Consider the following 12,287-nt stretch of genomic DNA (forward strand, 5'->3'; position numbering starts at 1 on the left):
TGCTTACCGAGCACGGGGCAGGCTCTCAGCCCGATGCCTTTGCCATATCGAAGAGACCACTCGAAATCAGCTTTTCATAGGCGGAGAAGACATGCTGCGGCACTGCCTGCGGCCCGTCCTCGCCATAAGCGTAGCGGCGGCTGAGATAGCCGCGCGCGCCCATCAGCACATGCACGATGACCTCGAGTTCCTCGTCCGTGTAGTCGCCGACCTGCCCCGGCCGCCGCGCGCGCTTGAGCAGCCGGACATAAGCGGTTGAGATGTTGTCGAGATGGTGCCGGTAGCCTGTCGGTGCGAAGACCTCGGCCTCGTTCAAGATGCGCAGGAATTCGGGTGTTTCCTTCAGGAAATCGAAGAAGGCGCGAAACCGAGTCACCTCCTTGCCGAACTCCGAATCCGCCTTGTCGATCCGCATGCGGATGAAGGCGACCATCTGCTGCCCGATGACCGGCAGGAGCTGGTCGAGCAGCTCCTGCCGGTTCTCGAAATGGTTGTAGAAGGTGCCCTGGGCCACCCCGGCGGCGTCGGTGATCCGCGCGACCGAGGCATCGGCATAGCCATGGCGGCCGACCATCTTGGCGGCAGCCTCGAACAGACGACGTTTGACGTCGTCATTCTTCTCGCTGCGCGTCAGTTTCGCCGGGCGGTTGGCGGTCGCTGCCTTGGAGGTGCTGATGGCCATGCGTGCTGCGGGCTCGCTATCGGTGTACTGCTTGAACTAAGACCGAATTTCGTCGCGGAGAAGCCTTTTTAGGATCTTGCCGGACGGGTTTCGCGGCAGGCTTTCCCGAATGACGATCTCGCGCGGCGCCTTGAAGGCCGCGAGCTTCGCCCGGCAATGGCGGGTCAGCGTCTCCAGCGACAATTCGGCACCCGGCTCCAGCACGACGAAGGCCACCGGCTTCTCGCCCCAGCGCTCGTCGGGCGCGCCGATGACCGCGACCTCCCGCACCTGCGGCAGTTCGAAGATCACGCGCTCGACCTCCGACGAGGCGATGTTCTCGCCGCCTGAGATGATCATGTCCTTGAGCCGGTCGGTCAGGAAGAGAAAACCGTCCTTGTCGAGATAGCCCATATCGCCGCTGCGGAACCAGTCGCCATGGAACGCGGCCTCGGTCTTGGCCGGGTCGTTCCAGTAGCCGCGGGTGATCTTGGGCCCGCGCAGGCAGATCTCGCCGGTCTCGCCGGCCGGCAGCGCCCGCCCCTGCTCGTCGCGGATCGCGATCTCGACATGCGCCAGCGCCCGCCCGACGGAGCCGATCTTCTCGATCTCGCGCCCGGCCTCCATCAGCGTGTCGCCGCTGCAGGTCTCGGTCAGGCCATAGGCGTCGATATAGCGTGCGTTCGGGAAGCTCGCCGTGAAGCTGCGGATGCGCGCCTCCGGCGTCCGCTCGCCGCCGCCGATGACCCAGCGCAGGCTGCTCAGATCGAGCCCGCTCGCAGGCGCCGCGACCAGCATCGCGCTGGTCATCACCGGCGCGAGCCAGGCGCTGTCGAGCCGCTCGCGCGCGATCGCCGCCAGCGCGGCCTCTGCCGAGAAATCGCGCTGGATGCAGAGCATGCCGCCCATCCACAAAACCGCCAGGCCCGGCAGGTCGAAGGCGCCGACATGGTAGAGCGGGCCGGTGACGAGCAGGCGGTTCTCGGCGCCGAGCCCGAGCGCGAGGATATGGTCGCTGCACTTCCAGTAGAAATTCTCGTAGCTGTGCATCACCCCCTTCGGCCGGTCGGTGGTGCCGGAGGTGTACATCAGGCGAAACAGGTCGCCGGGCTTGCGCACCACGCGCGGCGCAGGCGCGGCGGCGGGCCCCGCCCGCGTACTGTCGGCCTGCGCGGCTGCATCGAGCAGCAGGACGGCCCCTGCCAGCGCGGCGGCGCCCGCGAGTTCCTCATCCGCGATCAGGAGCTTCGCGCCCGCATCCTCGACGATGTAGCGCACCTCGTCGGCCGAGAGCCGGAAGTTGATCGGCAGGAAGACGGCCCCGACATGCCCGACCGCGATGGCGATCTCGACGAAGGCCGCGCTGTTCTTCATCAGCACCGCGACGACGTCGCGCGCGCCGATGCCGCGCTCCGTCAGCCAGCCGGCCGTGATCGCGACGCGGCGCGCGAGCGTGGCGTAGCTGATGCGGGCCTCGTTGAAGATGATCGCGAGGCGCTCGGGCGTACGGCCGGCGTGAAAGTCGATGAAGCTCGAAAGATTGATCATTCCCGCCTGCCGCCTGCCCCGACTTCCACCCTGGCGCCAGCCCCTCGCAGCGGCCGGTCAAATCATTTTCTGGTTCATGACCCGTAATTCATTTTTCGCTTGACGTCACCACCCGTCGTCACGACTATCGCCCGCAACAGGGCCGGCAGCGAGAGCCGCGGCCCATAAAGCATGCCCGCCGCGCAAAGACGGAAAAGGGCCAGGGCGGAAGCAGGGAGAACATCATGAGCAAGCCATCATCGACCGCAATGAATCGGCGCGGTTTCCTCGCCGCGGGCGCCGTCGCCGCCGGCACGGTCTCGATGCCTTGGGTCGCCGGTGCACAGGCCAAGGTCGTCAAGGTCGGCTTCCCGACGATCCTGTCGGGACGCGTCGCGCAGGTCGGCACCTCGTCGCGCAATGCCGCCCAGATGGAGGTCGAGAAGGTCAACGCCGCCGGCGGCCTCGCCGGGCGGCCGATCGAGCTGGTTGTCCGCGACAGCAAGGGCCAGCCGCAGGAGGCCGCCCGCGTCGCCCGCGAACTGGTCAATTCCGACGGCTGCGAGATCCTGATCGACGCCGAGGCCTCGACCGGCGCCTTCGCCGTGCACGAGGTCGCACGCGATCTCGGCATCCTCTGCATCCACACCAACTCCGAAACCTCCTCGCTCACCGCCGATCCCAAGCTCAGGCTGCCGAACGCCTTCCGTTGCGCCCGCCAGGGTATCCACGATTCGGTCGTCGGCGGCAGCTACGCGGCCGAGATCGCTACGGCGAAGAACCTGACGCGCTGGGCGACCTGCTCGCCGGACTATGCCTACGGGCGCGACACCACCGGCGAATTCGTGATGTATCTGAAACAGTTCGCGCCGAAGGTCGAGGTGATCAGCGAAGCCTGGCCGAAGATCTTCCAGCCCGACTACACCGAGGCCATCACCAAGATTCTGCAGGCGAAGCCGCAGGCGCTCTATTCCTGCTTCTTTGGTGGCGACCTGACCTCCTTCATCGACCAGGCCGCGATCTATGCATTGTTCACGCAGATGCAGTTCTACGCCGTCAACATGGCCGACTACACGGCCCTGACGGTCGTGAAGAACCTGCCGGCCGGCATCCATTCCGGCAACCGCTACATCAAGACCTTCCCCGCGACGCCGCAGAACGCGGCCTGGGGCGACGCCTATCGCGCCAAATACGGCGAGTATCCGACGAACTGGGCCTGGCAGAACGCGCTGGGCGTCAACTTCCTGGCCGAGGCCGCGAAGAAGGCAAACTCGGCCGACGGCAAGAAGATCGCCGAGGCGCTGCGCGGCCTGAGCATCAAGTCGCCCTTCGGTGCCGACGGAATGGTCACGATGCGCGCCGAGGACCAGACGATCATCGGCTACGCCGTCGGCTGGGGCACGACCATCCCCAAGGAGCCCTATGTCCCGGAGATGAAGAGCGTTCCGTGGCAGCGCATCTTCGAGCTCGAGGCCGAGTGGAAGAAGGGGAAGGGCTTCGCCTGAAGCCCGGCCTCGGCGGCGGCAGCCGCCGGCTGCTCTTTCAAGACCAGTCAGGCTGCGTTCGCGCGCGGCCTGACCGCCCCTCTGTTGACGAGCGCGTGATGGATCTCAACGCCCTGACGGAATGCCTGTCCTCGACCTCCTGCATGGTCACCCAGGCGACCAGCGGCTTCATCATCGGAATGCTGCTGTTCCTGGTCGCGGTCGGGCTCACGCTCATCTTCGGCGTGATGAAGATCGTGAACTTCACGCATGGCGCCTTCTACATGATCGGCGCCTATCTCGCGATGACCGTGTTCCAGATGACCGGCAGCTACACGCTGGCGCTGCTCGGCGCGGCGGTCGGCGCCTGCCTGTTCGGGGTCGTCGTCGAGCGCTGCTTCATGCAGCGCATCTATGGCGGCAACGTCCTGATGCAGCTTCTGGTCTGCTACGCGCTCGTGCTGATCCTCGACGACCTCGTCCGCATCGTCTGGGGCCCCGAATTCAAGTCGATGGGCATGCCGGACGCCTTCCGGGTGCCGCCGCTCTTCATCATGGGCGGGGTCGTGCCGCCCTTCTATCTTTTCCTGATCGCGGCGGCGCTATCGATCGCGGTCATCCTCGGCCTCGCCCTCGCCCGGACGCGCTTCGGCAAGACGATCCGCGCGGCAGCTCACAACCCGGCGATGGTCTCGGTGCTCGGCATCAACACCGGCCTGCTCTTCACCGGGGTCTTCGCGCTCGGCTGCCTGCTGGCGGGGCTCGCGGGCGGGCTCGCCGCCCCGGTGCGGTCGCTGACCCCCGGCATGGGCTTCTCGATCCTGATCGAGAGCTTCATCGTCACCGTGATCGGCGGCATGGGCTCGATCCTCGGCGCGCTGGTCGGGGCGCTGCTGATCGGTCTGATCCGGACCTTCGGCGCGCTCGGCTTCCCCCTCTTCACCGAGGCGCTGATGTACCTCGCCATGGCGATCGTGCTGATCGTCAAGCCGTCGGGCCTGTTCGGACGCGAGGCTGCCTGAGATGACGCGCCCTGCCCTCCGCGACGGCCTGTTCGGCCTCGCCGCCTTCCTGATCCTCGCCGCGCTGCCGCTGCTGACGACGAGCAGCGCCCTGGTCGATTTCGTGATCCGCTGCGCCGCGCTCGGCCTGTTCGCGACCTCGCTGAACCTGCTCGTCGGCTATGGCGGCATGGTCTCCTTCGGCCACGGCCTGTTCTTCGGCATGGGCGCCTACAGCTTCGGCATCATCATGCAGCGGACGGGCATGCCGATCCCGCTCGCTATCCTGCTCACGATGGCGGTCGCGGCCGTCGCCGCGCTGGCGGTCGGCGCAATCTGCGTCAAACTGAAGGATATCTATTTCACCTTCGTCACGTTGGCGTTCCAGATGCTGGTCCACAGCATGATCATCGCCTGGGTGCCGGTCACCGGCGGCGACCAGGGCCTGCGCGGCGGCATTCCGCGCCCCTCGTTCCTCGGCATCAATCTCGCCGACCAGAAGCAGCTCTATCTCTTCAGCGCCGCCCTGCTGGTGCTGGGGCTGCTGGCGATGCGCCACATCGTCTCCTCGCCCTTCGGGTACACGCTGCGCCTGGTGCGCGACAACCCGACCCGCGCAGTCTTCCTCGGTGTCGACGTTTACCGCACCCGCCTCACCGCCTTCGTCCTGGCCGGCGTCTTCGCCAGCCTCGGCGGCGTCGTGATGAGCCTGTTCGTCTCGGGCGCCTATCCCGAATTCGCGTTCTGGACGATGTCCGGCGAGGCGGTGTTCATCGTCATGCTCGGCGGCACGGCGGCCTTCCTCGGCCCGATGGTCGGCACGGTGCTGCTGCTCCTGCTCAACGACTTCGTCACGCGCGTCGCGGAGCACCACGGCCTCGTGCTCGGCACGGTGATCCTGCTCTTCGCTCTGGGCCTGCGGAAGGGCCTGCTCGACTTCGTCATGGACTGGCGTGCGGCGCGCCGGACCCGTGCCCAGGCCGATGCCGACAGGATCGCGGGCACGAACACGATCGCCGGCACGGACAAGATCGAAAGGGTTGCAACATGAGCGAGGCGATGATCGCCGTCGTCACCGGCGGAGCGAGCGGTATCGGCGCAGCCTGCTGCCGCGAGTTGGCGAAGCGCGGACACAAGGTCGTCGTCCTCGACCGCGATATGGCAAGGGCCGAGAGCGTCGCCGCCGAGATCGGCGGCCATGCGCTGCTCGGCGATGTCGGCGACGAGGCTGGCCTCAAGGCCGTGGCCGCCCGCATCGAGGCCGACATCGGCCCGGTCGGGATCGTCGTCAACAGTGCCGGCGTGCTGCAGCCGCCGCTGCGGCCGACCGAATTGCCGATGTCGGTCTGGGACCATGTCGTCCATATCGACCAGCGCGGCACCTATCTCGGCTGCGTCGTCTTCGGCGCCGCGATGCTTCCCCGGCGCAGCGGCAGCATCGTCAACATCGCCTCGATCGCGGGCTCGCGCTCGATGGCGCTGCATGCCTATGCGCCGGCGAAGGCAGCCGTGATCTCGATGACCCGCTGCCTCGCGGCCGAATGGGGCCCTGCCGGCATCCGCGTCAACTCGGTATCGCCCGGCTTCACCCGCACGCCGGCACTTCAGGAAGCCATCGACAAGGGCGAGCGCGACGTCACCAACCTCGTCGGCAGCGTGCCGATGGGCCGCCTCGTCGAGCCCGACGAGATCGCCCGCGTCGTCGCCTTCGTGGCCTCGCCGGAAGCCTCCGCCCTGTCGGGCATCGACGTGCCGGTCGATTGCGGCTGGATGGCCGGCACCTCCTGGCACACCTATGGCGGCTTCCGCGATCCCGGGAATGGCCCTCATGCTTGAGATCACGAACCTCGTGAAATCCTTCGGCGGCGTGCGCGCCACGGACGATGTCACCATGACCTTCGAGACCGGCTCGCTGACGGCGATCATCGGCCCCAACGGCGCGGGAAAGAGCACCTTCTTCAACCTGCTCTCGGGCGCCTTCCGGCCAGACAGCGGCGATATCAGGCTCGACGGCCAATCGATCATCGGGCTGAGCATCGGCGAGATCGTGCGCCGCGGCATCGGCCGGGCCTTCCAGGTCGCCAGCATCTTTCCGTCGCTGACCGTGGAGGAGACCATGCTGGCGGCGGTCTCGGCCCATCATGGCCATGCGAGCCGGCTCGGCTCGCGCTTTCCGCTGGCCTCGACCCGCGCCCACGCGGCCCATTGCATCGAGATGGTCGGGCTCACGGCCAAGCGCGACACGCTCTCCTCGAACCTGTCGCATGGCGACCAGAAGCTGCTCGATATCGCGCTCGCGCTGGTGCTGGAGCCGAAGGTCCTGCTGCTCGACGAGCCGACGGCGGGCATGGGGCCGGAGGAGCGCTGGCGCGTGATCGAGAAGGTGCGCGAACTCTGGGAGCGCCAGAAGATCACGGTCGTCTTCATCGAGCACGACATGGACATCGTCTTCAAGATCGCGCCCTCGATCCGCGTGCTGAGCTATGGCCGCGTGCTGGCGCAGGGCACGCCGCAGGAGATCCGCACCAACCCCGCCGTGATCGAAGCCTATCTCGGCACCGAGCACGAGGCCGCAGCATGAGCGCCGGTTCAGTCCAAAGACCGGCCGTCATCGAGGTCGCCGGCATCGACGTCTTCTACGGCGCGAGCCAGATCCTGTTCGGCGTCGAATTCGCGGTCCAGGAAGGCCAGACCATGGCCCTGCTCGGCCGCAACGGCGCCGGCAAGAGCACGACGATGAAGGCGATCGCCGGTCTCGCCCCGCCGAAGCGCGGAGCGGTCAGGCTGTTCGGCGAGGACCGCACGCGACAGAAGCCCTACGAGATGGCGCGCGCCGGCCTCGGCTTCGTGCCCGAGGACCGGCAGGTCTTTCCCGAGCACAGCGTCGAGGACAATCTGCTGATCGCCCGGAAACCCGGCCCCGACGGCCGCGACGAATGGAGCCTGGAGCGCATCTACGAGGTCTTTCCGCTGCTGACACCGCTGCGCCAGCGCATGGCGGGGCGGCTCTCGGGCGGCGAGCAGCAGATGCTGGCGATCGCGCGCATGCTGATGGGCAACCCATCGGTGCTGCTGCTCGACGAGCCCAGCGAGGGGCTCGCCCCGATCATCGTGCAGCGCATCGGCGCACTGATCCGGACCTTGCGCGAGACCAGGGTGACGATCCTGATCGCCGAGCAGAACATGCATTTCTGCCTCGGCCTCGCCAGCGACGCGACCGTGATCGACAAGGGCCAGATCGTCTTCCGCGGCTCGATCGCGGAGCTCAAGGCCAATGACGACGTCCGCCAGCGCTACCTCGCGCTCTGACGTCTCGCACTCAGCTTCTGCCAGGGAGACCGGCCATGCCGACACTGACCCAGGATATTGCCCGTTTCGTCGCCGGACTGGAGGCGCAGAGCCTGCCGGCCGAGGTCACGGCGAAGGCGCGCGCCTGCCTCGTCAATGCGCTGGGCATGGCCGTCAACGGCTTCGATACCGCTTACGCCCCCGTCGCGCGCAGGGCGGCGATCGCGCTGGACGGAGAGGTCCCGAACGGAGCGACGCTGTTCGGCGACGGCCGGCGCAGCACCATTGGCGCGGCCTGTCTCGCCAACAGCGCGCTGTTTCACGGCCGCGCCCAGGAGGACACCTGCGGCGCCGCGCATTTCGGCACCATCCTGATCCCGATGCTGCTCGCGATGACGGAGGCGCGCGGCTACCCGCTCTCGCGGCTGATCCCGGCGCTCGTCGCCGGCTACGAGACCGGCGGGCTGTTCGAGAACGCCTTCGCCGGCCGCACGACACCAGCCGGCTTCCGCTCCTCGGCCGTCTATGGTTGCGTTGCGGCAGCAGCCGCAGCGGGCCGATTGATGGAGTTGAACGAGGACCGGCTCGCGGCCGCCCTGGCCAATGCCGTCTCGTTCACCGGCGGCGTCCTGCAGCCCTTCGCCGACGGCACCGACGAGTGGCGCTATCAGGTCGGGGTCGTCGCCCGCAACGGGCTGGCCGCCGCGGAACTCGCGGCCGCGGGCTCGGTCTCGGCGCCCCACGCCTTCGAGGGCCGCGCCGGCTTCATCCGCTGCTTTGCCGGCACGGAAGCCCCGGCCGATCTCGCCTCCCGCCTCGGACGGGACTGGTCGATCCTGCGCGTGACCTTCAAGCCTTATCCTGTCTGCGCCTTCAACCAGACGCCTGTGACCGGCGCGCTGGCCCTGCGCCGGGAGCTCGCCGGTCGGGAGATCGCGGCCGTCAGGGTGCGGATGAACCCCTACGAGACCGGCTATGCCGGCATGGACGCGGCCGGCCCGTTCAGCTCGATCTCCGGCACGCTGATGAGCATACCGTTCTGCATCGCGACGACGCTCGTCCATGGCGTTCCGAGCATGCGGCACATGACGACCTATGACGACGCCGCCGTGAACGGACTGGTCGCGAGGACGACGCTGGTGACCGATCCGGGCGTGCCGGTCCTGAGCGCCGTCATCGAGGCGGATACGGCCGACGGCGCGACGCATCTCCACGAGCAGAGAATGACCCCGGCCGACTACGCCTTCGATCGCGCGACGCTGCGCGAACTCCTGACCCGGACAGGTGCGGAGCAGGGGCTCGAAGCCGGGCTCTTCGAGCGGATCGAACGTGCCGTCGACGCGCTGCCGAACGGCAGGATCGAGGATGTCGTCGGGCTGTTCACGGCGATAGAGCCGCGCCGCGTCGCGGCCTAGGCGGTCGCAGGATCAAACCCGCCCTGTGACGACGATCTCTCTTTGCATAAAAATGAATTATGACTCATTACTCATATCATGGTAGTTCCGTGGCGTGGAATCGAGAGCCTCATGAGTGAGCCAACGACGCCGGGCCTGGCCGGCACCGGGCACAACGCTGCAGCGGAGCTGCTCGCGCTCTATCGCTCGCTGGTGCTGATCCGGCGCTGCGAGGAGCGGCTGAGCACGATGTTCGCCGATGGTGAGGTGCCGGGCTTCATCCATCTGAGCATCGGGCAGGAGGCCGTCTCGGCCGGCGTCATGGCGGCACTGACGCCCGAGGACACGATCGCCTCGACGCATCGCGGCCATGGCCACGCCATTGCCAAGGGGCTCTCGCTCGACGGCTTCTTCGCCGAATTGCTGGCGCGCGACACCGGGCTCTGCCGTGGCCGCGGCGGCTCGATGCATGTCGCGGACATGTCGGTCGGCATGCTCGGCGCCAACGGCATCGTCGGGGCCGGGCTCTCGATCGCGCTCGGCAGCGCGCTCGCGCACAGGACGCTGAAGAACGGCGCGATCGCAGTCGCCTTCTTCGGCGATGGCGCGCTGGCCGAAGGGCTGATGCATGAGTGCCTGAACATGGCGGCGCTGTGGAAGCTGCCGCTCCTGTTCGTCTGCGAGAACAATGGCTGGGGCGAGTTCCTGCCGACCTCGAAGCAGCTCTCCTTCACGCTGAAGGACCTCGCCGCCGCCTATGGCATTCCCCATGTCGCGATCGACGGCAACGACGTCGCGGTCGTCGCGGCGCATGCGGCGCGGATCGCAGCCGAGGTGCGCAGCGAGGGTCCCCGCGTGCTGGAATGCCTAACCACGCGGGTTCGCGGTCACTTCGAGGGCGACGCCCAGAAATACCGCGATCCGGACGAACTGGCCGCGCTGAGCGAACGCGACCCGCTGCACGTCGCCGCGAGCCGGTTGGCCGCGATGGGCGTGGGCGAAACCGCCCTCTCCGAGATCACGACCGAGATCGCGGCGAGGATCGAGGCTGCGGTCGCCGCGGCCCGCGCCGCGCCCGCGCCCTTGTTCGAGGCGGCGATGGCGGATGTCTACACCGGCGCCCAGCCCGTGCAGGGAGGCGTCTGATGGCCGAGATGCGCTATCTGCGGGCGATCAACCAGGCGCTTTCCGACGCGATGGCGGCCGATCCGAGCGTGATCCTGATCGGCGAGGACATCTCGGAGGCCGGCGGCGCCTTCGGCGCGAGCCGTGGCCTGCGCGAGCGCTTCGGCGCCGAGCGGGTGATCGACACGCCGATTTCAGAAGCCGCGCTGGCGGGTGCCGCCGTCGGCGCCGCCCTGAGCGGTCTGCGGCCGGTGGCCGAGATCATGTTCATGGACTTCACCACGCTGGTGATGGACGCGCTGGTGAACCAGGCGGCCAAGGCCCGCTTCATGTTCGGTGGCCAGCGTTCCGTGCCGATGGTGCTGCGCACCCCCCATGGCGGCGGCCTCGGCGCGGGCCCGCAGCATTCGCAATGCCTCGAGGCCTGGTTCGCGCATGTGCCGGGGCTGAAGGTGGTCTGCCCGTCGGACCCCGCCAGCGCCTATGGGCTGCTGCGCGCTGCGATCGCTGATCCCGACCCGGTCGTCTTCATCGAGCACAAGGCGCTCTACGCGATGAAGGGCGAGGTGCCCGACGATCTGCCGGTGATGCCGCTCGGACAGGCCGGCATCCTGCGCCAGGGCCGCGACGTCTCCATCGTCGCCTATGGCGCGGCGGTCCACACCGCGCTGACGGCTGCGACGCAACTGGCCGATGAGGACATCGAGGCCGAGGTCGTCGATCTGCGCAGCATCCAGCCCTGGGATGAAGCGACCGTGCTCGCCTCGCTCGCGCGCACGCACCATCTCGTCGTCGTGCACGAAGCCGTCGAGGCCTTCGGTGTCGGCGCCGAGATCGTCGCCCGCATGGTCGATATCGGCTTCGACGAACTCGACGGCCCGATCCTGCGCGTCGCCGCGCCGTTCATGCCGGTGCCGTTCTCCAAGGGGCTGGAGACGGCCTATCTCCCCTCCCCGGAGCGCGTCGCCGCCGCTGTGCGCCGCACGCTGGCCTGAAGGAATCCGTCATGTCTGGAACAGCCGAAAAATCGGACGCCATCCTCTACGAGCGCCGCGATGCCGTGGCGCTGATCACGATCAACCGCCCTTCGACGCTCAACGCGCTCGACATGGCGACGCTCGCGGCCCTCGATCAGGCCGTGGCGCGCGCGGCCTCGGATGAGGCCGTGCGGGTCGTCGTCTTCACCGGCGCGGGCGAGCGCGCCTTCGTCGCGGGCGGAGACATCGCCGATCTCGACAGCCGGCAGGGCCTGCCGCACTACCTCGAACTCGGCGAGCGGCTGCACGCGGTCTTCCGCCGGATCGAGACGCTGGACAAGCCGACCATCGCCGCCGTCAACGGCTGGGCGCTGGGCGGCGGCACAGAACTGCTGCTCTGCATCGACATCCGCATCGCCGCCGCCTCGGCCAAATTCGGCCTGCCCGAGATCAATCTCGGCCTCTTCCCGGGCGCCGGCGGCTCGCAACGCCTGATCCGCCAGATCCCGCTCTGCAAGGCCAAGGAGCTGATGTTCACCGGCGCACGCATCGATGCGGCGGAAGCCGAAAAGCTCGGCTTGATCAACCGCGTCGTGCCCGATGCTGAAGTTCTGTCTCAGGCGCTCGCCCTGGCCGGGACGATCGCGGCGAAATCCCCGCTCGTCCTTAAGCTGCTGAAGCGGACGATGTCGGACGGCCTCGACATGCCGCTGCCGTCGTCGCTGCGCCACGAGCAGGCGATGATCGGCCTCGTGCTCGACACGCAGGATGCGCATGAGGGTTGCAAGGCCTTCCTCCAGAAGCGCCCCGCCCAGTTCAAGGGCGCCTGA

At 68.0% G+C, this 12,287-nt stretch carries 12 protein-coding genes; 10 read left to right on the forward strand and 2 right to left on the reverse strand.

Annotation, left to right across the window (positions count from 1 at the left end; genetic code table 11):
• Positions 1-25 precede the first annotated feature (25 nt).
• Together BMZ69_RS07340 and BMZ69_RS07345 are read right to left on the reverse strand one after the other, a co-directional pair.
• Positions 26-682 carry a TetR/AcrR family transcriptional regulator gene (locus BMZ69_RS07340; protein ID WP_092155928.1) on the reverse strand — a complete coding sequence of 219 codons (657 nt, stop codon included), beginning with the start codon at positions 680-682 and terminating at the stop codon, positions 26-28.
• A gap of 36 nt (positions 683-718) precedes the next feature.
• A complete protein-coding gene (locus BMZ69_RS07345) occupies positions 719-2,209 on the reverse strand; it encodes an AMP-binding protein (RefSeq protein ID WP_092155929.1) in 1,491 nt (496 codons plus the stop codon).
• 224 nt (positions 2,210-2,433) lie between these two features.
• Between BMZ69_RS07345 and BMZ69_RS07350 the strand changes: the two genes are divergently transcribed.
• From BMZ69_RS07350 to BMZ69_RS07395, 10 genes are all read left to right on the forward strand, one after another.
• Positions 2,434-3,693: an ABC transporter substrate-binding protein gene (locus BMZ69_RS07350; protein ID WP_092155930.1), complete on the forward strand. Its 1,260-nt coding sequence runs from the start codon at positions 2,434-2,436 to the stop codon at positions 3,691-3,693.
• A 98-nt stretch (positions 3,694-3,791) separates the two neighbouring features.
• A complete protein-coding gene (locus tag BMZ69_RS07355) occupies positions 3,792-4,694 on the forward strand; it encodes a branched-chain amino acid ABC transporter permease (protein WP_092155931.1) in 903 nt (300 codons plus the stop codon).
• A 1-nt stretch (position 4,695) separates the two neighbouring features.
• On the forward strand, positions 4,696-5,724 hold the full coding sequence (locus BMZ69_RS07360; RefSeq protein ID WP_092155932.1) for a branched-chain amino acid ABC transporter permease: 1,029 nt from the start codon (positions 4,696-4,698) through the stop codon (positions 5,722-5,724).
• Positions 5,721-6,509 carry an SDR family NAD(P)-dependent oxidoreductase gene (locus BMZ69_RS07365; RefSeq protein ID WP_092155933.1) on the forward strand — a complete coding sequence of 263 codons (789 nt, stop codon included), beginning with the start codon at positions 5,721-5,723 and terminating at the stop codon, positions 6,507-6,509. The genes BMZ69_RS07360 and BMZ69_RS07365 overlap by 4 nt, the downstream gene beginning before the upstream one ends.
• The gene (locus tag BMZ69_RS07370) at positions 6,502-7,254 is read left to right on the forward strand and encodes an ABC transporter ATP-binding protein (protein WP_092156137.1); all 753 of its coding nucleotides are present in this window, start codon (positions 6,502-6,504) and stop codon (positions 7,252-7,254) included. Before BMZ69_RS07365 ends, BMZ69_RS07370 begins: the two co-directional genes overlap by 8 nt.
• Positions 7,251-7,982 carry an ABC transporter ATP-binding protein gene (locus BMZ69_RS07375; protein WP_092155934.1) on the forward strand — a complete coding sequence of 244 codons (732 nt, stop codon included), beginning with the start codon at positions 7,251-7,253 and terminating at the stop codon, positions 7,980-7,982. The genes BMZ69_RS07370 and BMZ69_RS07375 overlap by 4 nt, the downstream gene beginning before the upstream one ends.
• A gap of 35 nt (positions 7,983-8,017) precedes the next feature.
• Positions 8,018-9,376, forward strand: coding sequence for an MmgE/PrpD family protein (locus BMZ69_RS07380; RefSeq protein ID WP_092155935.1), 1,359 nt, complete (start codon positions 8,018-8,020; stop codon positions 9,374-9,376).
• 111 nt (positions 9,377-9,487) lie between these two features.
• Complete coding sequence (locus tag BMZ69_RS07385; protein WP_092155936.1) at positions 9,488-10,501, forward strand: thiamine pyrophosphate-dependent dehydrogenase E1 component subunit alpha; 1,014 nt, start codon at positions 9,488-9,490, stop codon at positions 10,499-10,501.
• Entirely contained in the window at positions 10,501-11,475 is a 975-nt protein-coding gene (locus tag BMZ69_RS07390; protein WP_092155937.1) for an alpha-ketoacid dehydrogenase subunit beta, read from the forward strand. The genes BMZ69_RS07385 and BMZ69_RS07390 overlap by 1 nt, the downstream gene beginning before the upstream one ends.
• Before the next feature lie 11 nt (positions 11,476-11,486).
• Positions 11,487-12,287 (forward strand): enoyl-CoA hydratase/isomerase family protein, encoded by an 801-nt coding sequence (locus BMZ69_RS07395; RefSeq protein ID WP_092155938.1) that lies wholly within the window; start codon positions 11,487-11,489, stop codon positions 12,285-12,287.

Origin of the sequence: Allobosea sp. CRIB-10, from assembly GCF_900112185.1 — a bacterium.
Lineage (GTDB): Bacteria > Pseudomonadota > Alphaproteobacteria > Rhizobiales > Beijerinckiaceae > Allobosea.

Excerpts from the sequence above, each read along its gene's own strand:
- BMZ69_RS07345 (WP_092155929.1), bottom strand. The coding sequence starts at position 2,209 with ATGATCAATCTTTCGAGCTTCATCGACTTTCACGCCGGCCGTACGCCC.
- BMZ69_RS07390 (WP_092155937.1), top strand. The coding sequence starts at position 10,501 with ATGGCCGAGATGCGCTATCTGCGGGCGATCAACCAGGCGCTTTCCGAC.
- BMZ69_RS07365 (WP_092155933.1), top strand. The coding sequence starts at position 5,721 with ATGAGCGAGGCGATGATCGCCGTCGTCACCGGCGGAGCGAGCGGTATC.
- BMZ69_RS07360 (WP_092155932.1), top strand. The coding sequence starts at position 4,696 with ATGACGCGCCCTGCCCTCCGCGACGGCCTGTTCGGCCTCGCCGCCTTC.
- BMZ69_RS07370 (WP_092156137.1), top strand. The coding sequence starts at position 6,502 with ATGCTTGAGATCACGAACCTCGTGAAATCCTTCGGCGGCGTGCGCGCC.
- BMZ69_RS07380 (WP_092155935.1), top strand. The coding sequence starts at position 8,018 with ATGCCGACACTGACCCAGGATATTGCCCGTTTCGTCGCCGGACTGGAG.
- BMZ69_RS07340 (WP_092155928.1), bottom strand. The coding sequence starts at position 682 with ATGGCCATCAGCACCTCCAAGGCAGCGACCGCCAACCGCCCGGCGAAA.
- BMZ69_RS07355 (WP_092155931.1), top strand. The coding sequence starts at position 3,792 with ATGGATCTCAACGCCCTGACGGAATGCCTGTCCTCGACCTCCTGCATG.
- BMZ69_RS07375 (WP_092155934.1), top strand. The coding sequence starts at position 7,251 with ATGAGCGCCGGTTCAGTCCAAAGACCGGCCGTCATCGAGGTCGCCGGC.
- BMZ69_RS07385 (WP_092155936.1), top strand. The coding sequence starts at position 9,488 with ATGAGTGAGCCAACGACGCCGGGCCTGGCCGGCACCGGGCACAACGCT.
- BMZ69_RS07350 (WP_092155930.1), top strand. The coding sequence starts at position 2,434 with ATGAGCAAGCCATCATCGACCGCAATGAATCGGCGCGGTTTCCTCGCC.
- BMZ69_RS07395 (WP_092155938.1), top strand. The coding sequence starts at position 11,487 with ATGTCTGGAACAGCCGAAAAATCGGACGCCATCCTCTACGAGCGCCGC.